We start from the raw sequence: 23,996 nt of genomic DNA, 5'->3' as shown, positions 1-23,996 counted from the left end.
TGGAAGGACTCCTCTTGGCCGCCTCGCGCACCGCCGCCCAGAACAAGTCAGCACAGACCGCCGCGTCGATCGCCCCTCGCCGCATCTCGTTCGCCAAGATCGACGAACCCCTCGAGGTTCCCGAGCTCCTGGCCCTGCAGACCGACAGCTTCGACTGGCTGATCGGCAACGAGAAGTGGCAGGTCGGCGTCGACGCCGCTGTCGCCTCCGGTCGAACCGACGTCTCCACCAAGTCAGGTCTGGAGGAGATCTTCGAGGAGATCTCCCCGATCGAGGACTTCTCCGAGACGATGAGCCTGTCGTTCCGCGACCACCGCTTCGAGCCCCCGAAGTACTCGGTCGAGGACTGCAAGGACCGCGACGTCACCTACGCCGCTCCGCTGTTCGTCACCGCCGAGTTCATGAACAACGAGACCGGTGAGATCAAGTCCCAGACGGTCTTCATGGGCGAGTTCCCGCTCATGACCGACAAGGGCACCTTCATCATCAACGGCACCGAGCGTGTCGTCGTCTCCCAGCTCGTCCGCTCGCCCGGCGTGTACTTCGAGCGCACCCCCGACAAGACGTCGGACAAGGACATCTACACCGCCAAGGTCATCCCGTCGCGCGGTGCCTGGCTGGAGTTCGAGGTCGACAAGCGCGACCTCGTCGGCGTCCGCCTGGACCGCAAGCGCAAGCAGAGCGTCACCGTGCTGCTGAAGGCGCTCGGCTGGTCCGAGGCGCGGATCCTGGAGGAGTTCGGCCAGTACGAGTCGATCCGCCTGACCCTGGAGAAGGACAACATCGAGAGCCAGGACGACGCGCTCCTGGACATCTACCGCAAGCTGCGCCCGGGCGAGCCGCCCTCGCGCGAGGCTGCCCAGACGCTGCTGGACAACTACTACTTCAACGGCAAGCGCTATGACCTGGCCAAGGTCGGTCGCCACAAGATCAACAAGAAGCTCGGCGTCGACGAGGCCTTCGACCAGCAGACGCTGACGATCGACGACATCGTCGCCTCGATCCGCTACATCGTCGCGCTGCACGCCGGTGAGGCCGAGCTCGACGCCGCCGTCGGTGAGACGGTCGTCGAGGCCGACGACATCGACCACTTCGGCAACCGTCGCATGCGCACGGTGGGCGAGCTGATCCAGAACCAGCTCCGCACGGGCCTGGCCCGCATGGAGCGTGTCGTGCGCGAGCGGATGACGACCCAGGACGTCGAGGCGATCACGCCGCAGACCCTGATCAACATCCGCCCGGTCGTCGCTGCGCTGAAGGAGTTCTTCGGCACCAGCCAGCTGAGCCAGTTCATGGACCAGAACAACCCGATCGCGGGCCTGACGCACAAGCGTCGACTCTCGGCCCTCGGACCGGGTGGTCTCTCGCGTGAGCGCGCGGGCTACGAGGTCCGCGACGTGCACCCGTCGCACTACGGACGCATGTGCCCGATCGAGACGCCTGAGGGCCCGAACATCGGCCTGATCGGCTCGCTGGCCTCCTACGGCCGGATCAACTCCTTCGGGTTCGTGGAGACGCCGTACCGCAAGGTCGTGGACGGCAAGGTCAGCGACCAGGTCGACTACCTCACCGCCACGGACGAGGACCGCTTCATCATCGCGCAGGCGAACTCCCCGCTCACCGACGACGGTTCGTTCGTCGACGACGCGGTGCTCGTGCGCCAGCGCGGTGGCGAGGCCGAGCTCCGCCCGGCCGGCGACGTCGACTACATGGACGTCTCGCCGCGCCAGATGGTCTCGGTCGCGACCGCACTCATCCCCTTCCTGGAGCACGACGACGCCAACCGCGCCCTCATGGGTGCCAACATGCAGCGTCAGGCCGTCCCGCTCGTCCGCAACGACGCCCCGCTCGTCGGCACCGGCATGGAGTTCCGTGCCGCCGTCGACGCCGGTGACGTCACCGTGGCCAAGAAGGCCGGTGTGGTCAAGGAGGTCTCTGCGGACTCCGTGGAGATCATGGAGGACGAGGGCACGTACACCACGTACCGCCTCGCCAAGTTCCGTCGCTCCAACCAGGGCACCTGCACGAACCAGCGTCCGCTGGTCGCACAGGGTGATCGGGTGGAGGTCGGCAAGCCGCTGGCCGACGGTCCCTGCACCGACGAGGGCGAGATGGCCCTGGGCACCAACCTGCTCGTGGCCTTCATGCCGTGGCAGGGCCTCAACTTCGAGGACGCGATCATCCTCTCCCAGCGCGTCGTGCAGGACGATCTCCTCACCTCGATCCACATCGAGGAGCACGAGGTCGACGCCCGCGACACCAAGCTGGGCCCGGAGGAGATCACCCGCGACATCCCGAACGTGAGCGATGAGATGATCGGCGATCTCGACGAGCGCGGCATCATCCGCATCGGCGCCGAGGTCGGCAACGGAGACGTCCTGGTCGGCAAGGTCACGCCCAAGGGTGAGACCGAGCTGACGCCCGAGGAGCGCCTGCTGCGCGCCATCTTTGGCGAGAAGGCTCGCGAGGTCCGCGACACCTCTCTGAAGGTGCCGCACGGCGAGTCCGGCACCGTCATCGGCGTGCGCGTGTTCAACGCCGAGGACGGCGACGAGCTCAGCCCCGGCGTCAACCAGCTGGTGCGCGTCTACGTCGCCCAGAAGCGCAAGATCTCCGACGGCGACAAGCTCGCCGGACGCCACGGCAACAAGGGCGTCATCTCCAAGATCCTGCCCGTGGAGGACATGCCCTTCCTGGAGGACGGCACGCCGGTCGACATCGTGCTCAACCCGCTCGGCGTCCCCGGCCGCATGAACGTCGGCCAGGTCATGGAGACCCACCTGGGGTGGGTCGCCAAGGCCGGCTGGGACATCGGCGACCTCAAGGACGAGTGGGCCGATCGCCTGCGCTCCATTGGTGCAGACCGTGCGCCGTCGGACTCCAACATCGCGACGCCCGTCTTCGACGGTGCCCGCGAGGACGAGATCTCCGGACTGCTCTCCTCGACGCTGCCCAACCGTGACGGCGACCGCATGGTCGGCCCTGACGGCAAGGCGGTCCTGTTCGACGGACGCAGCGGGGAGAAGTTCCCGGACCCGGTCAGCGTCGGCTACATGTACCTGCTGAAGCTGCACCACCTGGTCGACGACAAGATCCACGCGCGCTCGACCGGCCCGTACTCGATGATCACCCAGCAGCCGCTCGGCGGCAAGGCCCAGTTCGGTGGCCAGCGCTTCGGTGAGATGGAGGTCTGGGCACTGGAGGCCTACGGTGCGGCGTACGCGCTGCAGGAGCTGCTGACGATCAAGTCCGACGACATCCTCGGCCGCGTCAAGGTCTACGAGGCGATCGTCAAGGGCGAGAACGTCCCCGAGCCCGGCATCCCGGAGTCCTTCAAGGTGCTCGTCAAGGAGATGCAGTCGCTGTGCCTGCACGTCGAGGTGCTGAACGCGGAGGGAACCGCCGTGGAGATGCGAGACGCCGAGGAGGATCTCTTCCGCGCAGCGGAGGAGCTCGGCATCGACCTCTCCCGTCGCGAGCCGTCCAGCGTCGAAGAAGTGTAGTAACCACACTTCCCCCGTTGAATTTTTTCTCTTGGTGAAAGGTCACCCCACACCGTGCTCGACGTGAACTTCTTCGACCAGCTCAAGATCGGCCTCGCGACCGCCGACGACATCCGTACGTGGTCCTTCGGCGAGGTCAAGAAGCCTGAGACGATCAACTACCGGACGCTCAAGCCCGAGCGCGACGGACTCTTCTGCGAGAAGATCTTCGGTCCCACCCGGGACTGGGAGTGCTACTGCGGCAAGTACAAGCGCGTGCGCTTCAAGGGGATCATCTGCGAGCGCTGTGGCGTCGAGGTCACGCGCTCCAAGGTGCGCCGTGAGCGCATGGGCCACATCGAGCTCGCCGCTCCGGTCACGCACATCTGGTACTTCAAGGGTGTGCCCAGCCGGCTCGGCTACCTGCTCGACCTCGCCCCGAAGGACCTGGAGAAGGTCATCTACTTCGCGGCGTACATGATCACCCGTGTCGATGAGGATGCGCGTCACCGCGACCTCTCCTCCCTGGAGTCCAAGATCCAGATGGAGGTCGAGCAGCTCGAGACCCGCCGCGACACCGAGGTCAACGAGCGCATGGCCAAGCTCGAGGAGGACCTCAAGCAGCTCGAGGACGAGGGCGCGAAGGCCGACGCCAAGCGCAAGGTCAAGGACGCCGCCGAGCGCGAGGCTCGCCAGCGTCGTGACCGCATCCAGCGCGAGATCGATCGCCTGACCGAGGTCTGGGACCGGTTCAAGAACCTCAAGGTCCAGGACCTCGAGGGCGACGAGATGCTCTACCGCGAGATGACGTACCGGTTCGGCCAGTACTTCGAGGGCTACATGGGCGCCAAGGCGATCCAGAAGCGTCTGCAGGACTTCGACCTCACCGCCGAGGCGGAGTCGCTGCGCGAGATCATCGCCACCGGCAAGGGCCAGAAGAAGACCCGCGCCCTCAAGCGACTCAAGGTCGTCTCTGCCTTCCTCGGCAGCAGCAACCACCCCGAGGGCATGGTCCTGGACGCCGTCCCGGTCATCCCGCCGGAGCTGCGACCGATGGTCCAGCTCGACGGTGGCCGCTTCGCCACGAGCGACCTGAACGACCTGTACCGACGGGTCATCAACCGCAACAACCGCCTCAAGCGCCTGCTCGACCTCGGTGCACCCGAGATCATCGTGAACAACGAGAAGCGGATGCTGCAGGAGGCCGTCGACTCGCTGTTCGACAACGGTCGCCGTGGTCGTCCTGTCACGGGGCCGGGCAACCGTCCGCTCAAGTCCATCTCGGACATGCTCAAGGGCAAGCAGGGACGCTTCCGTCAGAACCTGCTGGGCAAGCGCGTCGACTACTCCGGCCGTTCGGTCATCGTCGTCGGCCCGCAGCTCAAGCTGCACCAGTGCGGCCTGCCCAAGCAGATGGCGATCGAGCTGTTCAAGCCGTTCGTCATGAAGCGCCTCGTCGACCTCAACCACGCGCAGAACATCAAGTCCGCCAAGCGCATGGTCGAGCGCGGCGTCCGCGCCGAGGTGTGGGACGTGCTGGAAGAGGTCATCACCGAGCACCCCGTCCTGCTGAACCGTGCACCCACCCTGCACCGCCTCGGCATCCAGGCGTTCGAGCCGCAGCTCATCGAGGGCAAGGCCATCCAGATCCACCCGCTCGTCTGCTCGGCCTTCAACGCCGACTTCGACGGTGACCAGATGGCCGTGCACCTGCCGCTGTCCGCCGAGGCCCAGGCCGAGGCGCGCATCCTGATGCTGTCGACGAACAACATCCTGAAGCCGTCGGACGGCCGTCCCGTGACCATGCCCACCCAGGACATGATCATCGGCCTGTACTTCCTCACGCTCGAGCGTGACGAGATGCCGGGCTCGGGCCGTGCGTTCAGCTCCATCTCGGAGGCGCAGATGGCCTTTGATCGCAAGGAGATCACCCTGCAGAGCAAGGTGAAGATCCGCATCGCCGACGCCGAGGGTGACGTCAAGACCGTCGACACGACGCTCGGCCGCGCCATCTTCAACCAGGCGCTCCCGGACGACTACGCCTACGTGAACTTCCAGGTGGGCAAGAAGCAGCTGGGCGTCATCGTCAACGACCTCGCCGAGCGGTACAGCAAGGTCGACGTCGGTGTGGCGCTGGACAACCTCAAGGACACCGGCTTCCACTGGGCCACCCGCTCGGGCGTCACGATCTCCATCGAGGACGTCGTCACGCCGGAGTCCAAGCCCGAGATCCTGGCCAAGTACGAGGGCCAGGCCGCGAAGGTCCAGCAGCAGTTCGACCGCGGTCTGATCACCGAGGACGAGCGTCGCCAGGAGCTCATCGAGATCTGGACGCAGGCCACCGCCGAGGTGTCTGCCGAGATGGAGAAGAACTTCCACGAGGACAACCCCATCTACATGATGGTCCACTCCGGTGCCCGCGGAAACATGATGCAGGTGCGTCAGATCGCCGCGATGCGAGGCCTGGTGGCCAACCCCAAGGGTGAGATCATCCCGCGCCCGATCAAGGCCAACTTCCGCGAGGGACTGTCGGTGGTGGAGTACTTCATCGCCACCCACGGTGCTCGCAAGGGCTTGGCCGACACGGCACTGCGCACCGCGGACTCCGGCTACCTGACCCGTCGACTCGTCGACGTCAGCCAGGACGTCATCATCCGCGAGGAGGACTGCGGCACCGAGCGCGGCCTCAAGCAGACGATCGCCGTCCGGAACGACGAGGGCCACCTCGTGGCGAACGAGAACATCGAGACCTCGGCGTACTCGCGCAACGCGGCTGTCGACATCGCGCACCCCGAGTCCGGTGAGGTCCTCGTGGCGGCCGGTGGCGACCTCGGCGACGTCGAGATCGGTCAGCTCGTCACGGCAGGCGTGGAGGAGATCCGCGTCCGCACCGTGCTCACCTGCGAGGCACGCACGGGTACCTGCGCCAAGTGCTACGGCCGTTCGCTGGCCACGGGCAAGCTCGTCGACATCGGCGAGGCCGTCGGTACCATCGCGGCCCAGTCGATCGGTGAGCCCGGCACGCAGCTGACGATGCGTACCTTCCACACCGGTGGTGTGGCCGGCGACGACATCACGCACGGTCTGCCGCGCGTCGTGGAGCTCTTCGAGGCTCGTCGCCCCAAGGGCGAGTCCCCGATCACCGAGTTCGCCGGTCGGGTCACGATCGACGACTCCGACAAGACGCGCAAGATCGTCATCACGCCCGATGACGGCTCCGAGCCGCTGGAGCACCCGGTCACCAAGCGTGCCCGCCTGCGGGTCTCCGACGGCGACCACGTCGAGGTCGGCGACCAGCTCACTCACGGCACCCCCGACCCGCAGGAGGTCCTGCGGATCCTCGGTGTCCGACGTGCGCAGGAGCACCTCGTGGACGAGGTCCAGGAGGTCTACCGCAGCCAGGGTGTGGCCATCCACGACAAGCACATCGAGATCATCGTTCGCCAGATGCTGCGTCGCGTGACGGTCATCGAGCAGAGCGACTCCGCCCTCATCCCCGGCGACCTGGTCGACCGGGCGAAGTTCGAGGAGGAGAACCGTCGCGTCGTCTCCGAGGGCGGCACGCCGGCCTCGGGCCGACCGGTCCTGATGGGCATCACCAAGGCGTCGCTGGCGGTGGAGTCGTGGCTGTCGGCCGCGTCCTTCCAGGAGACCACGCGCGTCCTGACCGATGCAGCGATCCACGGCAAGTCCGACTCGCTGCGCGGCCTGAAGGAGAACATCATCATCGGCAAGCTGATCCCGGCCGGCACCGGCCTGGACCGGTACCGCAACATCCGGGTGGAGCCCACCGAGGAGGCCCGGCAGGCCGCCTACGCCGTCACCGGCTACGAGTCGTACGACTACGGCTTCGGTGGCGCGGACGGTCAGCCGGTGAAGCTCGACGACTACGACTTCACGTCGTACGAGTGAGCTGACACCTCAACCCGACGAACGGCCCCGGACCCACGGTCCGGGGCCGTTCGCCGTCTCGGCCGCGGCTCGGTGACCTCAGGCGTCCAAGACCGCTCTCCCGCATCGGGAGACATCCTGAGAATGGGCTGATACCGTCGGCGGTTGTTGCTCGGCCGTGAGCCGATGCCCGCACGAGACCTGATCCTGAACCTTCGAGAGGCCTCCATGAACATCACCTCCACGCGTGCCCGCAGGGGCACCGCCGTCGCCTTCGGGTCCGTCGCGGCGTCCGCCGCACTGGTCCTGGCCGGCATGACGTCCGCGTCCGCGGAGGACGTGCAGCTCGGCCCGAACGAGATCGCCGGGTTCCAGAACGGTGACGAGGACGACACCGACGGCTACAACTACGACCAGTGGCACATCGGCAGCGTTGCGAACACCGACCTCACGTCCGAGGACAGCCTCGCGTTCAACGAGTGCTCCGTGGAGTTCCTGACGCCGCCGGAGAACAGCGAAAGCTCCGCCACCGACACGCAGGTGCTCAAGGGGTTCTCGGTTGGTGAGCGTCCCGACACGATCGAGGAGATCAGGGAGGTCTTCGAGACGCTTGCCGTCGACATGGAGAGCGGCGAGGTCACCCTTCAGGTCCCGATGTTCATCTACGCGGATGAGGATGACGATTCACCGGCGTTCTCGACCGTGCGCAACGAGGATGCATTCACGACGGACGAGACGCACCTCCTCCCCGGGCAGGCACTGACCTCCACGGGCACGAGCCTGGGCGATTTCGAGAACCCGGAGGCACTGCTCGAGGAGCTCGCGGAGCGGATCGAGGAGGGAGAGCGCTTCGAGGTGCTCGGAGTCGGCGTCACCAGCGAGCCCGACTCGGTGGTGAACTCGCTCAGCGCTTTGGGCGACACGGCCTACTTCGGCACCGGCGACTGCCTCCCCGAGACCCCGGACGAGGACGACGACGCCGATGAGGATGCGGACGACGCCGACGATGCTGACGCCGACGAGCCGCAGGCTCCGACGCGCCCGGTCGCCGTGGAGACGGGACGCTGACCCGAGCCATCAGTCGAACGAGCGGTGATCCCCGGACGACCGGGGGTCACCGCTCGTTCGTGGTGGCAGTCGGGAGACTGATCTCATGAGCAACAGCAAGCACGTGTCGCGGCGACGACGCTGGTGGGTCGCCGGCGGGGCGGTGTTCCTCGTCGTCGCAGCCGTCCTGGTCGTGGTGCTGACGGGGGTGCTCGACTCCTCGAGCGACGAGGCCGCACCGCCGGAACCCACGCCCGCCCCCTCGACGTCGGCGAGCCCGACGCCGACCCCGGAGTCCGAGGTCAGCATCGAGGAGACGCAGACGATGCCCTACACCCCGGTGTGGAATCCCCCGGACGCTGGCGACGACTTCTGGCAGGTCGTCGACGCGGACGAGGGGTACCCGGAGGACGGCGGGACCGACTACATCCTCGCGCACGCGTGCCGTGACCGTGAGTGTGCGGGCGACCGCATCCGCGACCTCGAGGTCGAGGACAGCCTCGACTACCGCGGCGAGCAGTATGTCGTGGAGGAGAAGCTCGAGATCCTCAAGACCGAGATCGGCGAGCAGGACATCTGGAGCCACGACCCCGACCGTCTCGTCGTGATCACCTGCATCCTTGACCCCGAGACCGGCGACTACGACGAGAACGACATCATCGTCGCCACGCGAGCCGGCTGACTGCTCAGCCCTTCTCCACGTCGTTGCCCACCGGCTTGGTGACACGGGTCTCGCTGCGGAAAAGCCAGGTGAGCCGGGGCTCGAAGATCGGTCGGAAGACCACCGAGAAGGGCTTGGTCATCAGCAGGTTGGCCACGACCACGGCCACAATGATGGTGACGAGCGCGGCCTCCGCCCCGTAGGGCTGCAACCGGTCGAAGACCTCGAACTGGTGGCGCAGGATCAAGATGAGGTATCCGTGCAGCAGGTAGCAGTAGAAGGTCCGCTCGCCGAGCGAGGTGGTCCACGAACGGCGACGGGGGATCAGCGAGAGCGCTGCGAACGTCAGCACGAAGCCGACGAGGAGCAGCTCACCTCGCTGCAGCATCCCCTCCAGCGGGGAGGCGAGCAGCGGCTCCTCGTCATAGCGCTGCTTCCACAGCACCCAGTCCAACGTCCAGCTCGATGAGTACCGGTAGCAGTACAGGAAGGCGCCGGTGAGGACGAGGGCCGAGGCGATGCGGATGCGCGGGTCCGCCAGACGCTCGAACCGCTCCCGGCTCATGTACAGGCCCACGACGTAGAAGGGCAGGAAGCCCAGGATCTTGGGCAGTGCGAGGACGTTCGGCACCTCGATCAGGCCAACGAGCAGCGAGATGGCGATCGACGTCGCGATGGGGTACTTCAGGGCCCGCCAGATCGGGGTGGTCAGTCGCCACACGAACAACGCCGCCATGAACCACGCCAGCCACTGCGGGGAGAGGAACATGTAGGGGTCGGGCTTGTCGGTGTAGTACCGCATGATCATCTGCATCGAGATCTCGACGATGAGGTAGGGCACGACGAGCGTGCTCACGATGCGCCGCGTCTGGCGCGCGTCGCCCATGTAGTGACGCGCGGTGTACCCGGAGATCAGGACGAAGAACGGCATGTGGAAGGCGTAGATCCACGTGTAGACACCGCGCGCGGAGTCCATCTGCGTGAACTGCGTGAGCGAGTGGCCGATGACGACGAGCAGCATCACCCAGTACCGGGCGTTGTCCAGGTAGGCCACGCGCTCCTTGGTGGGAGCGGTCGTCGTGGGCGGGGAATCGTGCTGACTCATCGTGGTTGACTCTAGTGGTCCGGGACGAACAGGAGATCAGGTGGAATCAGCAGCACGGCGCACCCAGAGGTTGGGCGCGTACGCGGTGGTACTCCGCACCGACGCCGCGGGGGTCGAGCACCTCCTGCTCACTCGGATCTCCGCCGTGGGCTACCCGGTGGGGTGGTGGGCCCTGCCCGGTGGTGGCGTCGACCACGGCGAGTCCCCGAACGACACGGTGGTGCGAGAGCTGCACGAGGAGACCGGGCTGGTCGCGACCTCGCACGCTCTCGTTGAGGTGCACGACGTGCACGTCGTCGAGCAGGGTCGAGGGGACCGCTTCGAGGACTTCCACGGCGTGCACCTCGTGTACCGGGCCGACGTGCAGGGCGAGGCGTTGCCCGTCCCGGAGGTCCTCGACGTCGGCGGCACGACGGACGTGGCCCGGTGGTGCCAAGTCGACGCGGTCCTGGCCGGTGAGGTGGGACCGCTCCTGACCGTGGTCGAGCATGTGGTCGCTCGCCTCGACGACTACCGCTCGGCCGGCTCCAACGGCTCGATGCCGCCCTCGGCGCCCGGCCCGGTGGACCCCTCCGGCGTGTAGAACAACATCGCGTAGTTGCCGCGCGCCGAGAGCACGTAGGACGCCACCGCGACGTTGCCCTGGTCGTCGACAGAGCTGTAGGTGGTGGTGATCTCGTTGAGGTCCTCGATGACGTCGACCGTGGGCTCGCCGACGGCCGTGGCGAACGACTCCGCCACGCGGTCGGCCTGGCGGGGGCGGTCGGTCGCGATGGCGACGAACGTGGGGGAGACCCCCGAGAGCAGGGTCGTCCCGGCGAGCGGCATCTCCCAGTCGCCCGGCAGGCCCTGGAGCGCGGGCGCGTCCTCGTCCATCTTGGGCCAGATGAGGTCCGACCGGTCCTGGCCCTCGACCTCCCGGGGGACGTCGACGTCCTCGTCCTCACGCTCGATCTGGCCGCTGCGGGGGTCGCCGACGTGCTCGACCGTGGCCGTCATGACCGGCCTGGACTGGGACGAGGCGCGACCGGTGCGGGTGTCGACGTCGCCGGGGTCGACCGTCACCGTGATGCGGATGTCCTGACCGCCGGTGGTCTCCCCACGGGCCTGGACCCGGCAACCGGTGATGCGGCGCACCGTCGCCTCGCAGTACTCGCCGATGTCGTCGTTGGGGAGGCCGGCACCGGGGATGACGGCGTTCATCTGTCCGACCATGAGGCGCAGGGCGGCCGTCGGCGAGCCGTCCAGGCGCATGACCGAGATCGCCGTGTCCGGGCGAGGGGGGTCCTCCACGAGGGCGAAGGTGTCCTGCTCGGGCTGGGTGCTGGGCGTGGGTGGGTCGACGGGGGTCGGCTCGCCGGCCTCCTCGGCCTCCTGACGCCGCTCCTCCTCGGCAGCCTCGCGCTGTGCCTCCGCGGCGTCGAGCTCGGGCTGGTAGGCGGCGATGAGCCGCTCGCTGCGAATGCGCACGAGGGGGCCGAGCTGCGCGGCGCCGCTGGGGACCTCCAGGCCGAAGGCGATGGTGCTCTGGGGGCCCGACTCGTACTCGCTGACGTCGACGGGGGCGGTCGGGCTGGCCGTGGCCTCCGGCGCGGGGTCCTCGTCCTGGGTACGGGTCTCGCACGCCGCGGTCGCGAGCACCAGGAGACAGGCCGTGACCATCGTGGCGGCCGTTCTTCTCATGTCTCTCCTTGACGCGGACCGGACGATCGGGGGTACATCATCCCACCCGACAACCCAGCCATTCTGCCCGGTCGCGCCAACTTCGTGGGCGTGCCCGGCACAGGTGTCGCTCCCGCACCGCACGCGGGAGAGTGCTTGGTGAGGATGAAGGGCAGGAGCACCGGTAGCATCGCCAGAGCCCACGAGGGCGGGATCGAGGGACGACGATGACGGTCCGCGTCAGCGCCACCGACCGGGTCTTCGCGGTCCTGCGGGACGCGATCCTCTCCGGACGGATGGAGGCCGGCTCGAGGCACTCCATCTATCGGCTGGCCGAGCAGCACGGGGTCTCCCGGACGCCGGTGCGTGACGCCGTGCTGAGGCTGGCCGACGTCGGGCTGGTCACGATCGAGCGCAACCGGGGCGTCGTGGTCCGCGCGGTGACACCGGACGACGTTCGCGAGGTCTTCGAGCTGCGGCTGTTGCTGGAGGTTCCGGCTGCCGTGCACGCGGCACGGCACCTGGACGACGACCTGGCCGCGCGGCTGCGCGACGACCTCGCGGGGCTGCGAGCCGCTGCCCGCAGCGGCGACGTGGAGGCGTTCGATCGGCACGACCGGGCCTTGCACGCGGCGGTGGACGGTGCCTTGGGCAATGCACGCCTCGTGGCGCAGGTTGCGGCGTGGCGTGAGTCCATCCAGGCTCGTGGAGCCGTGACCGTGAACCGCTCCCGCGACCTCGACGACATCCTCGGCGAGCACGTTCCGGTGGTGGAGTCGATCCTCAGTCAGGACCCCGCCGCCGCCGCGGCGGCGATGCGTGAGCACCTCGTGAGCACGGCATCGCTGCTCATCGAGCAGACCGGGGGAGACCCGAGTAGCATGCTACTCTGGCAGGAGTCCGCTCGAGCAGAGGAGTCGTCGTGAGCTTTGCGCCCACCCACCCCGAGTCCGTCTTCACCTACGGCGCCCCGCAGCTGAAGTTCGGCCCGGGCGCCCGGCACGAGCTGGGCCACGACCTCGCCCAGCTCGGCGCCCACCGGGTCCTGCTGGTCACCGACGCCGGGGTCGCCGCCACCGGGGCCCCCGCCGAGATCGCCGAGACTCTCGGGCGGGACGGGATCGAGGTCGTCGTCTTCGATCGCAGCCGGGTGGAGCCCACCGATGCCAGCCTTGTGGAGGCGGTCGAGTTCGCCCGTGCCGCCGCGCCGTTCGACGCCGTGCTCGCCGTCGGCGGTGGGTCGAGCATCGACACCGCCAAGGCCGTCGACCTGCTGCTCACCAACGACGGTGAGCTGATGGACTACGTCAACGCCCCGGTCGGCGGTGCGCGGGCGCCGGGCAACCCGCTGCTGCCGCTCGTCGCCGTGCCCACCACCACGGGCACCGGCAGCGAGAGCACCACGATCTGCGTCCTCGACGTCGTCAGCCAGCACGTCAAGACCGGCATCTCGCACCCTCGCCTGCGGCCGACGCTTGCCGTCGTCGATCCCGAGCTCACGATCACCCAGCCCGCCGGCGTCACCGCTGCATCGGGCCTGGACATCCTGTGCCACGCACTGGAGAGCTACACGGCGCGTCCGTACACCTCCTACGAGGCCAAGCGGGCCGACCAGCGGGTCCCGTACTGCGGGTCCAACCCGGTGGCCGACCTGTGGTGCGAGAAGGCGCTGGCGCTGATGGCCGGCTCGTTTCGGCGTGCGGTCCGCGACGGCGACGACGAGGCCGCCCGCATGGACGTGGCGATGGCTGCGACGTTCGCCGGCCTCGGCTTCGGCAACGCCGGGGTGCACATCCCGCACGCCAACGCGTACCCGATCGCCGGCCAGGTCCGGGCGTTCCGCCCCGCCGACTACCCGGCGCCCGCCGGCGAGGCCGACCATGGACTGGTGCCGCACGGCATGGCCGTCTCTCTGACGGCTCCCGAGGCGTTCCGCCACACCTTCGAGGCTGCCCCCGACCGGCACGTGCGTGCCGCTGAGCTCTTGGCGCCCGGTGCGGACCGTCCCGACGCCGCGGTGGACTTCCTGCCCGGCGTCCTGACCGACGTCATGCGTGACGTCGGCATCCCGCCAGGGCTCGGTGCCGTCGGCTTCACCGGGGCTGACGTCAGCTCGCTGGCCGAGGGGGCGATGAAGCAGGAACGCCTGCTCGCCACCGCCCCGCGCGCCGTCACGGTGGAGGACGTGGCGGGCATCCTGCACCGTTCGATCGAGCTGTGGTGAGCGTCGAGGCCGACCCGGGGACCGGGCAGCTCGGCGACGAGCAGGCCGCCGGCGACGTCGTCTCGGCCCTGCGTCGTCACGGTGTGGCCGACGTTGATGACTCCTCTCTCACCCGGGCGCTGTACAGCACCGACGCCTCCCTGTACCGCGTCGTGCCCGAGGTCGTCGTCCGCCCGCGGCACGTGGAGGAGGTGGAGGCCGTCGTCGCCGCCGCTCGGGAGACGGGCGTGCCCGTCACCCCCCGGGGCGCCGGCACGTCGATCGCGGGCAACGCGGTCGGGACCGGCATCGTCGTGGATCTCTCCAAGTACCTGAACCGCGTCCACGAGGTGGATCCGCAGACCCGGACCGCTCGGGTCGATCCGGGCGTCGTGCACGCAGTGCTGCAGAAGTCCGCCGGACAGCACGGCCTGCGGTACGGGCCCGACCCGTCCACCCACACGCGCTGCACCGTCGGCGGGATGATCGGGAACAACGCCTGCGGGAACAGGGCGCTCGGCTACGGGCGCAGCGCGGACAACGTGGCGGCCCTCGACCTCCTCACCGGCACCGGGGAGCGACTGGCCGTGGGCCGCGACCTGGCCGTCTCGTCCCCGACGCTGGAGCGGCTGCGTGCCGTCGTCGCCTCCGACCTCGCCACGGTCCGTACCGAGCTCGGCCGGTTCGGGCGTCAGGTGTCCGGCTACGGCCTGGAGCACCTGCTCCCCGAGCGGGGCTTCGACGTCGCGTCGTTCATGGCCGGCACCGAGGGGACCCTCGGGGTCCTGCTGGGTGCGACGATCGACCTCGTCCCCGTCCCGGCCGCGCGCCACCTGGTGGTGCTCGGATACCCCACGATGGCGGAGGCAGCGGACCACGTCCCGGCCGTCCTCCCCTTCGGCCCGACGGCGTGCGAAGGTCTCGGGGCGCGCATCGTGGAGGTCTACCGCGCGGCCAAGGGACCGTCGTCGGTCCCTGAGCTGCCCGCCGGCGGCGGCTTCCTCTACGTCGAGCTCTCCGGTGACGATGCAGGCGAGCTCGCGGCGCTGGGGGAGCGAGTCGTGGCGGCCGCCGGGGCGCTCGGCCACCGTCATGTCACCTCGCCCGTCGAGCAGGGCGTCCTGTGGCGCATCCGTGAGGAGGGTGCCGGCCTGGCAGGCCGTGCCCTGGACCGCCCGGCGCTCTCCGGCTGGGAGGACGCCGCGGTCCCGCCCGAGGAGCTGGGCCGCTACCTGCGCGGGTTCGAGGCGCTCATGGAGCAGCACGGGGTCCACGGGGTCCCGTTCGGTCACTTCGGCGACGGGTGCGTGCACGTCCGCATCGACTTCCCGCTCGACGAGCCCGGGGGAACAGCGGTCTACCGGGACTTCGTCACCGATGCCGCTCGGCTCACCGCAGGCCACGGCGGGTCCTTCTCCGGCGAGCACGGCGACGGCCGGGCCCGCTCCGAGCTCCTGCCGCTGATGTACTCGGACGCGGCGATGGCGCTGTTCGGGGCCGTCAAGCACGTCCTCGACCCCGACGACCTGATGAACCCCGGCAACCTGGTGTCCCCGCAGCCGGCGACAGGGGAGAGCCCCGGGGGACAGAGCCTCGACGGGGCCCGGCACCCCGGCGGCTTCGGTGCGCGACCGCTCGATGAGGACTTGCGAGGCCAGGGCCGTGGCTGGGAGCCCGGTCTGCAGCGCACCCGCGCCGGCCTGCGGCTCCTGCACGACGACGGTGACCTCGGCGCTGCCGTCCACCGCTGCACCGGCGTCGGCAAGTGCCTGGCCGACAACCGTGCCACCGGCGGGGTCATGTGTCCCTCCTTCCAGGCCACGCGCGACGAGAAGGACTCCACCCGCGGCCGGGCACGGGTCCTGCAGGAGATGGTCGACGGACGACTGGTCGGGAAGGGCTATCGCTCCCCGGAGGTGCACGACGCCCTCGACCTGTGCCTGTCCTGCAAGGGCTGCGTCAACGACTGCCCCACCGGCATCGACATGGCGACCTACAAGTCCGAGGTCCTGCACCAGACGTACCGGCGCCGGCTGCGACCGCGCAGTCACTACGTCCTGGGTCGGCTGCCCCTGTGGGCCCGACTCACGTCACCGGTCGCGCGGCTGGCCAACCTGACTCTTCGGGTGCCGGGCCTGGTGCACGTCGCGCGCTGGGTCGCCGGCGTCGATCAGCGTCGCAGCCTGCCGACGTTCGCCACGCGCCGATTCGGGCGGCTCGCGCGCAGCCGCCACGCCCCAACGGCTCGCGATGAGCGGCCCAGGGTGCTGCTGTGGGCCGACTCGTTCACGGAGTACTTCTCCACGGACGCCGGTCGCGCTGCCGTCGACGTCCTGGAGTCGGCCGGGTACGCCGTGGAGGTCCTGCGACGCCCCCAGTGCTGTGGTCTCACCTGGATCACGACCGGTCAGCTGGACACGGCCCGGACGCTCGTCCAGCGGGCCGTCGAGCAGCTGCACCCCTATGTGGAGGCGGGCGTGCCGGTCGTCGGGCTGGAGCCCTCCTGCCTGTCGGTCCTGCGCTCCGACGCCGTCGAGCTCACCGACGACCCGCGCGCGGTGGCCGTGGCGAATGGTGTCCACACCTTCGCGGAGCTGCTCGAGCGGACCGACGGATGGTCTCCGCCGGACCTGAGTGGCACCGAGCTGGTCGTGCAGCCGCACTGCCACCAAGCCTCCATCCTGGGCTTCGAGGCCGATCGCAGGGTGCTCGAGCGCAGCGGCGCCGACATCACCACCCTCGCCGGGTGTTGCGGCCTGGCGGGGAACTTCGGTGTCGAGAAGGGGCACTACGAGGTCTCCGTCGCAGTCGCCGAGCACCAGCTGCTGCCCGCCGTGCGATCGGCCGGGCCGGGTGCCGTCGTCCTGGCCGACGGCTTCAGCTGCCGCACCCAGCTCGACGATCTCGTCGACGTCAGGGCCCTGCACCTCGCCGAGCTGCTCGCGGGGCGAGCGGCCGGCCCCACCGGAGTCCGCTGATTTTGACCGGCGCAGGCGTGGCCGGTAGTCTTGGTCTTCGTGCCTGACGTCTGTCGGGCCGAACGTCGTGCCCACCGCAATGCCGAGCATTTCTCGTGCCGTGGCGGCGTGGGCGGCGCATCCTCGAACCGAACGAAGGAAGACGTAGTGCCCACGATCAACCAGCTGGTCCGCAAGGGCCGCGAGCGCAAGGTCGTCAAGACGACCACCCCGGCTCTCAAGGGATCACCCCAGCGCCGTGGCGTGTGCACTCGCGTGTACACCACGACGCCCAAGAAGCCGAACTCCGCGCTGCGCAAGGTTGCTCGTGTGCGGCTCTCCAGCGGCACCGAGGTCACCGCATACATCCCCGGTGAGGGTCACAACCTTCAGGAGCACTCGATCGTGCTCGTCCGTGGTGGTCGTGTGAAGGACCTTCCCGGTGTCCGCTACAAGATCGTGCGCGGCTCCCTCGACACCCAGGCCGTCAAGGGCCGCAAGCAGGCTCGCAGCCGTTACGGCGCGAAGAAGGAGAAGAGCTGATGCCTCGCAAGGGTCCCGCAGTCAAGCGGATTCCAGAGACCGATCCGGTCTACAGCAACCAGCTCGTCACGATGCTGATCAACAAGATCCTCGTCGACGGCAAGAAGCAGACTGCCCAGCGCATCGTGTACGGCGCGCTGGAGGGCTCCCTGGAGAAGTCCGGCACCGACCCGGTCGTCACGCTCAAGCGCGCGCTGGACAACGTCAAGCCGAGCCTGGAGGTCAAGAGCCGTCGCGTCGGCGGTGCCACCTACCAGGTGCCGATCGAGGTCCGTCCGGCCCGTCAGACGACCCTCGCGCTGCGCTGGCTCGTCAAGTACTCCGGTGAGCGCCGCGAGAAGACGATGGCCGAGCGTCTGCAGAACGAGCTGCTCGACGCCAGCAACGGCCTGGGCGGCAGCGTCAAGAAGCGCGAGGACACGCACAAGATGGCCGAGGCCAACCGCGCCTTCGCCCACTACCGCTGGTAAGCGTCCCGCTCCCTGAGCGAGCCTGCTCGCGGCCCTCTCACGAACCTGTCTAGGAAAGAGTTCAGCCTCCATGGCAACCGACATCACCACCGATCTGAAGCGCGTCCGCAACATCGGCATCATGGCGCACATCGATGCCGGCAAGACGACGACGACCGAGCGCATCCTCTTCTACACCGGCATCACGTACAAGATCGGTGAGGTCCACGACGGTGGCGCCACGATGGACTGGATGGAGCAGGAGCAGGAGCGCGGCATCACCATCACGTCCGCCGCGACGACCTGCTGGTGGAAGAACACGCAGATCAACATCATCGACACCCCCGGGCACGTCGACTTCACCGTCGAGGTCGAGCGCTCGCTGCGCGTCCTCGACGGCGCCGTCGCCGTCTTCGACGGTGTCGCCGGTGTCGAGCCGCAGTCGGAGACCGTGTGGCGCCAGGCTGACAAGTACGGCGTCCCGCGCATGTGCTTCGTCAACAAGCTGGACCGTACGGGCGCGTCGTTCGACTTCTGCGTCAAGACGATCCGTGAGCGCCTCGGCGCCAAGCCGCTCGTCCTGCAGCTGCCCATCGGTGCGGAGGCGGACTTCCAGGGCGTCGTCGACCTCGTCGGCATGCGCGCCCTGACCTGGCGCGGCGAGGTCAGCATCGGCGAGGACTACGAGGTCGAGGAGATCCCGGCCGAGCTCGCCGACGAGGCCGCCGAGGCTCGCGAGACCCTGCTGGAGACCCTCTCCGACGTCGACGACGAGATCGCCGAGGCGTTCCTCGACGGCGAGGACATCAGCGTGGAGACGCTGGAGGCGGCCATCCGTCGCGCCACGCTGGCCGCGACCCTGACGCCGGTCCTGTGCGGCACGGCGTTCAAGAACAAGGGCGTCCAGCCCCTGCTCGACGCCGTCATCAAGTACCTTCCCTCGCCGATCGACGTCGGTGACGTCGTCGGGCACGACGCCAAGGACGAGGACCTGCAGGACTCCCGTCCGCCGACGGACGACGCTCCGCTCGCCGGGCTGGCGTTCAAGATCGCGACCGACCCGCACCTGGGCAAGCTGACCTACGTCCGGGTCTACTCCGGACGCCTGGAGGCCGGGACGCAGGTGCTCAACGTGACCAAGGGTCGCAAGGAGCGGATCGGCAAGATCTACCAGATGCACTCCAACAAGCGCGAGGAGATCGCGTCGGTCGGCGCCGGGCAGATCGTGGCCGTCATGGGCCTGAAGGACACCACCACGGGCGAGACCTTGGCCGACTCGGCCAAGCCGATCGTCCTGGAGTCGATGACCTTCCCCGCGCCGGTCATCCAGGTCGCCATCGAGCCCAAGACCAAGAGCGACCAGGAGAAGCTCGGCGTCGCCATCCAGAAGCTCGCCGAGGAGGACCCGACGTTCCAGGTCCACACCGACGAGGAGACCGGCCAGACGATCATCGCCGGCATGGGCGAGCTGCACCTCGACATCCTCGTGGACCGCATGAAGCGCGAGTTCCGCGTCGAGGCCAACGTCGGCAAGCCGCAGGTGGCCTACCGCGAGACGCTCAAGAAGACCATCACCGGTCACAGCTACACGCACAAGAAGCAGACCGGTGGCTCGGGCCAGTTCGCCAAGGTCGTCATCGGCCTGGCGCCCAACGGCCCCGACGCCGGAGGCGAGGGCGGTTACGAGTTCGCCAACGAGGTCACCGGTGGTCGCGTCCCCAAGGAGTACATCCCCTCGGTGGACGCCGGCGGCCAGGGCGCCATGGAGTTCGGCGTGCTCGCCGGGTACCCCATGGTCGACGTGAAGTTCACGCTCGAGGACGGCGCCTACCACGACGTCGACTCCAGCGAGCTCGCGTTCAAGCTGGCGGGCAACATGGCCTTCAAGGAGGCCGCACGCCAGGCCCAGCCGACGCTGCTGGAGCCGATGTTCGCCGTTGAGGTGACCACGCCCGAGGACTACATGGGCGACGTCATCGGCGACATCAACTCGCGCCGTGGCCAGGTCCAGTCCATGGAGGAGGGGTACGGAGGCGCCAAGCTCGTCAAGGCGCTCGTGCCGCTCTCCGAGATGTTCGGGTACGTCGGCGACCTGAGGTCCAAGACCTCCGGCCGTGCGTCATACTCGATGCAGTTCGACTCTTACGCCGAGGTTCCCAAGGCCGTCGCGGAGGAGATCATCAAGAAGGCCCGCGGCGAGTAGCGGCGGTCCGTCCCCTAGGATGGCTCGAGGTCCGCACCCCGGACCGACGGCGTTTTTGTTCACCAGTTCCACCACACGATCCAGAAGGAGCCCCACGTGGCTAAGGCGAAGTTCGAGCGGACCAAGCCGCACATGAACATCGGCACCATCGGTCACATCGACCACGGTAAGACGACGCTGACCGCGGCGATCACCAAGGTGCTGCACGACAAGTACCCCGATCTGAACGAGGCCTCGGCCTTCGACATGATCGACAAGGCTCCCGAGGAGCGCCAGCGCGGCATCACGATCTCCATCGCGCACGTCGAGTACCAGACCGAGAACCGCCACTACGCGCACGTCGACTGCCCCGGGCACGCCGACTACGTGAAGAACATGATCACCGGTGCGGCTCAGATGGACGGCGCGATCCTCGTGGTCGCCGCCACCGACGGCCCGATGCCGCAGACGCGTGAGCACGTGCTGCTGGCCAAGCAGGTCGGCGTGCCGGCCATGGTCGTGGCGCTCAACAAGTGCGACATGGTCGAGGACGAGGAGCTCATCGAGCTCGTCGAGATGGAGGTCCGCGAGCTCCTCAGCGAGCAGGACTTCGACGGCGACAACGTCCCCGTCATCCGCGTGGCTGCCCACCCGGCACTGCAGGGCGACGCCAAGTGGGCCGAGTCGATCGGCGAGCTCATGGACGCCGTCGACGAGTACATCCCGATGCCCCCTCGCGAGACCGAGAAGCCGTTCCTCATGCCCGTCGAGGACGTCTTCACGATCACCGGTCGTGGCACCGTCATCACCGGTCGCATCGAGCGCGGCGTCGTCAAGGTCAACGAGACCGTCGACATCGTGGGCATCCGCGAGAACAAGCAGACCACGACGGTCACCGGCATCGAGATGTTCCGCAAGCTGCTGGACACCGGCGAGGCCGGCGAGAACGTCGGACTGCTCCTGCGCGGCACCAAGCGTGAGGACGTCGAGCGCGGCATGGTCGTCATCGCTCCCGGCTCCACGACTCCCCACACGGAGTTCGAGGGCCAGGCGTACATCCTCGCCAAGGAGGAGGGTGGCCGTCACACGCCGTTCTTCAACAACTACCGTCCGCAGTTCTACTTCCGGACCACGGACGTCACCGGCGTCGTCACGCTGCCCGAGGGCACCGAGATGGTCATGCCCGGCGACAACACCGAGATGAGCGTCGAGCTGATCCAGCCGATCGCCATGGAGGAGGGCCTGCGCTTCGCCATCCGCGAGGGCGGCCGCACCGTCGGCGCCGGCCGTGTCACCAAGATCAACAAGTGATCTCGGTACGATCCTCGTTCCTCGGATCACTCGATCCAAGGAGTCTCTGACCCGCTGATCTGCCCAGGACCCCCGCTCGAGCACTTGCTCGGGCGGGGGTCCTGGCATGTCCGGGAGCAGAGGCCGGCCGGGAATGGTTGTCGTGGGCGTCCTCTTGGCGGACAGCCGCTCGCGACACGGCGGCCGGGTGCCTAGCCTGTGAGGCATGGGCCACGACCACGCGCACGGCGCTTCAGGCACGGGACTGCGTCACCGCGGTACGCTCCTGGTCGTCCTCGGGCTGTCGGTCACCGTCCTGGTGGTGCAGGCCGTCGTTGCCGTGATCACCGGGAGCCTGGCCCTGCTGGCCGACGCCGCTCACATGCTCAGCGACTCCTTCGGCCTCGTGCTCGCCATTGCGGCCATCACCGTGGCGCAGCGTGGTGGTGCGCCGGGCTCGCGCCGAACCTTCGGTTACCACCGCACGGAGGTGCTCGCCGCCGGCCTGAACGGACTGATCCTGCTGGCGCTGTGCACCTGGATCGTCGTGCAGGCGGTGGGCCGTCTGAGCGACGCCCCTGAGATCGCCGGCCTGCCCGTCCTGGTGGCCGGTGTGGTCGGCCTGGCGGTGAACGTCATCGGCCTGGTGCTGCTGCGCGCCGGGGCCGAGGAGAGCCTCAACGTTCGAGGGGCCTACCTGGAGGTCCTCGGCGACGCCTTGGGGTCCGTGGCCGTCATCGGCTCGGCCGCGGTGATCCTGCTGACGGGCTGGTACGTCGCCGACCCGATCGCGTCGCTGCTCATCGCGGTGTTCATCGTCCCGCGCGCGTTCTCGTTGCTCAAGGACGTGGCCGAGGTGCTGCTCGAGGGCTCGCCCAAGGACGTCGACCTCGTGGAGCTGCGCTCGCACATCCTCGGCATGGACGGCGTGATCGACGTCCACGACCTGCACGTCTGGACCATCACCTCGGGCATGCCGGTCATGAGCGCCCACGTCGTCGTCGACGAGACGATCGTGGGGATGGGCCACGCCCACGAGGTGCTCGACCAGCTGGGGGAGTGCCTCTCGGACCACTTCGACGTCGAGCACTCCACCTTCCAGATCGAACCCGTCGGCCACGTCGACTCCGAGGGACACGTCCACCACTGACGCCGGTTTACCACGGTCCCTCGGTGAACTGACTCTGTTCTGTGACAGGACAGGGGCGGCTTGCCGAGGGACTGTGGTAAACCGTCACCACGGCACGATTTGTGTTTCTCGGGCGGGGTCTGTCAGACTAGTGCGGTTGCTCCGGCTCGATCGCTGGGGTGTCGTTCTGCCCGGACTCTCACGCCGGATGATGCAGGTGGCACCGAACCTGAGATCGGACCCGGCCCGCGCCGAGAGTGCGGGCCCAACCACCCAACTAGAGAAGTGTGTGACGTCGTGCGCTGTGCGCCAAGGCGACACGCCCGACCTCGGGGGCCGGTGGAGCGGAGCAATCTCTCCCTGACAACCCGGGGGGTGGACCCAGTGAACCAAGCAGAAGGACGAGCAGAGCATGGCGGGACAAAAGATCCGTATCCGGCTCAAGGCCTACGACCACGAGGTGATCGACACCTCGGCGCGCAAGATCGTTGACACGGTCACGCGCACCGGCGCCTCCGTCGCGGGGCCCGTGCCGCTGCCGACGGAGAAGAACGTGTTCTGCGTGATCCGTTCGCCCCACAAGTACAAGGACAGCCGCGAGCACTTCGAGATGCGCACCCACAAGCGGCTCATCGACATCATCGATCCGACGCCCAAGACCGTCGACTCGCTCATGCGACTCGACCTGCCGGCCGGCGTCGACATCGAGATCAAGCTCTGAGGGGATCGACCGACCTATGAGCACCACCTCCACCGCGACCACGCGCGGCCTGCTGGGCCGCAAGCTCGGCATGACCCAGGTGTGGGACGAGAACGGCCTCGTCGTTCCCGTCACCGTCCTGGCCGCCGACACCAACGTCGTCACCCAGATCCGTACTCGCGAGGCCGACGGCTACTCAGCCGTCCAGATCGGCTTCGGCGAGATCGACGGCCGCAAGGTGAACAAGCCCGAGTCGGGCCACTTCACCAAGGCCGGCGTGACGCCCCGTCGTCACGTCGTCGAGATCCGCACCGAGGCCGTCGCCGACTTCACGCTGGGCCAGGAGATCTCCCCGGAGATCTTCGCCGCCGGCGATGCGATCGACGTCACCGCCACGAGCAAGGGCAAGGGCTTCGCCGGCGTCATGAAGCGTCACGGCTTCCACGGCGTCGGTGCCTCCCACGGCGCCCACCGCAACCACCGCAAGCCCGGCTCGATCGGTGGCTGCGCCACCCCGGGTCGCGTCTTCAAGGGCCTGCGCATGGCCGGCCACATGGGCGCGGACACCGTCACCACCCAGAACCTCACCGTCCACGCGGTCGACGCCGACAAGGGCGTCATCCTCGTCAAGGGTGCGGTCCCCGGTCCCAAGGGCGGCCTCGTCGTCGTCCGCAGCGCAGCCAAGGGAGCCTGAT

17 protein-coding genes are annotated in these 23,996 nt (G+C 68.4%); 15 read left to right on the top strand and 2 right to left on the bottom strand.

Annotation, left to right across the window (positions count from 1 at the left end):
* Positions 1–14 precede the first annotated feature (14 nt).
* From rpoB to ACHAAC_RS10710, 4 genes are all read left to right on the top strand, one after another.
* The gene (gene rpoB / locus ACHAAC_RS10725) at positions 15–3,503 is read left to right on the top strand and encodes a DNA-directed RNA polymerase subunit beta (protein ID WP_435716222.1); all 3,489 of its coding nucleotides are present in this window, start codon (positions 15–17) and stop codon (positions 3,501–3,503) included.
* Between the two features lie 54 nt (positions 3,504–3,557).
* Positions 3,558–7,394 (top strand): DNA-directed RNA polymerase subunit beta', encoded by a 3,837-nt coding sequence (locus ACHAAC_RS10720; RefSeq protein WP_435716221.1) that lies wholly within the window; start codon positions 3,558–3,560, stop codon positions 7,392–7,394.
* A 207-nt stretch (positions 7,395–7,601) separates the two neighbouring features.
* Entirely contained in the window at positions 7,602–8,441 is an 840-nt protein-coding gene (locus ACHAAC_RS10715) for a hypothetical protein (protein ID WP_435716220.1), read from the top strand.
* Between the two features lie 85 nt (positions 8,442–8,526).
* Positions 8,527–9,102 (top strand): hypothetical protein, encoded by a 576-nt coding sequence (locus tag ACHAAC_RS10710; protein WP_435716219.1) that lies wholly within the window; start codon positions 8,527–8,529, stop codon positions 9,100–9,102.
* Between the two features lie 4 nt (positions 9,103–9,106).
* On the opposite strand, the gene ACHAAC_RS10705 is transcribed toward ACHAAC_RS10710, so the two are convergent.
* Complete coding sequence (locus ACHAAC_RS10705) at positions 9,107–10,186, bottom strand: acyltransferase family protein (protein WP_435716218.1); 1,080 nt, start codon at positions 10,184–10,186, stop codon at positions 9,107–9,109.
* Between the two features lie 40 nt (positions 10,187–10,226).
* Between ACHAAC_RS10705 and ACHAAC_RS10700 the strand changes: the two genes are divergently transcribed.
* Entirely contained in the window at positions 10,227–10,769 is a 543-nt protein-coding gene (locus ACHAAC_RS10700) for an NUDIX hydrolase (RefSeq protein WP_435716217.1), read from the top strand.
* Here ACHAAC_RS10700 and ACHAAC_RS10695 read toward each other — a convergent pair.
* Positions 10,697–11,869 carry a hypothetical protein gene (locus tag ACHAAC_RS10695; RefSeq protein WP_435716216.1) on the bottom strand — a complete coding sequence of 391 codons (1,173 nt, stop codon included), beginning with the start codon at positions 11,867–11,869 and terminating at the stop codon, positions 10,697–10,699. The genes ACHAAC_RS10700 and ACHAAC_RS10695 overlap by 73 nt on opposite strands.
* Before the next feature lie 206 nt (positions 11,870–12,075).
* On the opposite strand from ACHAAC_RS10695, the gene ACHAAC_RS10690 reads away from it, so the two are divergent.
* The 10 genes from ACHAAC_RS10690 to rplC all read left to right on the top strand — a co-directional run bounded on the left by ACHAAC_RS10690 (position 12,076) and on the right by rplC (position 23,995).
* On the top strand, positions 12,076–12,774 hold the full coding sequence (locus ACHAAC_RS10690) for a GntR family transcriptional regulator (RefSeq protein WP_435716215.1): 699 nt from the start codon (positions 12,076–12,078) through the stop codon (positions 12,772–12,774).
* The gene (locus ACHAAC_RS10685) at positions 12,771–14,072 is read left to right on the top strand and encodes a hydroxyacid-oxoacid transhydrogenase (RefSeq protein WP_435716214.1); all 1,302 of its coding nucleotides are present in this window, start codon (positions 12,771–12,773) and stop codon (positions 14,070–14,072) included. Before ACHAAC_RS10690 ends, ACHAAC_RS10685 begins: the two co-directional genes overlap by 4 nt.
* On the top strand, positions 14,069–17,029 hold the full coding sequence (locus ACHAAC_RS10680; protein WP_435716400.1) for an FAD-binding and (Fe-S)-binding domain-containing protein: 2,961 nt from the start codon (positions 14,069–14,071) through the stop codon (positions 17,027–17,029). Before ACHAAC_RS10685 ends, ACHAAC_RS10680 begins: the two co-directional genes overlap by 4 nt.
* Before the next feature lie 147 nt (positions 17,030–17,176).
* A complete protein-coding gene (rpsL, locus tag ACHAAC_RS10675) occupies positions 17,177–17,551 on the top strand; it encodes a 30S ribosomal protein S12 (RefSeq protein WP_435716213.1) in 375 nt (124 codons plus the stop codon).
* Positions 17,551–18,021, top strand: a complete 471-nt coding sequence (gene rpsG, locus ACHAAC_RS10670; RefSeq protein ID WP_435716212.1) for a 30S ribosomal protein S7 — start codon at positions 17,551–17,553, stop codon at positions 18,019–18,021. Before rpsL ends, rpsG begins: the two co-directional genes overlap by 1 nt.
* Before the next feature lie 70 nt (positions 18,022–18,091).
* On the top strand, positions 18,092–20,203 hold the full coding sequence (fusA, locus tag ACHAAC_RS10665; protein ID WP_435716211.1) for an elongation factor G: 2,112 nt from the start codon (positions 18,092–18,094) through the stop codon (positions 20,201–20,203).
* Between the two features lie 96 nt (positions 20,204–20,299).
* Positions 20,300–21,493, top strand: coding sequence for an elongation factor Tu (gene tuf, locus ACHAAC_RS10660; RefSeq protein ID WP_435716210.1), 1,194 nt, complete (start codon positions 20,300–20,302; stop codon positions 21,491–21,493).
* A 205-nt stretch (positions 21,494–21,698) separates the two neighbouring features.
* On the top strand, positions 21,699–22,622 hold the full coding sequence (locus tag ACHAAC_RS10655; RefSeq protein WP_435716209.1) for a cation diffusion facilitator family transporter: 924 nt from the start codon (positions 21,699–21,701) through the stop codon (positions 22,620–22,622).
* A gap of 391 nt (positions 22,623–23,013) precedes the next feature.
* The gene (rpsJ, locus tag ACHAAC_RS10650; protein ID WP_067859819.1) at positions 23,014–23,322 is read left to right on the top strand and encodes a 30S ribosomal protein S10; all 309 of its coding nucleotides are present in this window, start codon (positions 23,014–23,016) and stop codon (positions 23,320–23,322) included.
* Between the two features lie 16 nt (positions 23,323–23,338).
* Complete coding sequence (gene rplC, locus ACHAAC_RS10645; RefSeq protein WP_435716208.1) at positions 23,339–23,995, top strand: 50S ribosomal protein L3; 657 nt, start codon at positions 23,339–23,341, stop codon at positions 23,993–23,995.
* Position 23,996: the final 1 nt, after the last annotated feature.

This window comes from Aeromicrobium sp. CF4.19 (assembly GCF_051262555.1).
Lineage (GTDB): Bacteria > Actinomycetota > Actinomycetes > Propionibacteriales > Nocardioidaceae > Aeromicrobium.
This window is presented reverse-complemented; position numbering and strand designations above follow the sequence as displayed.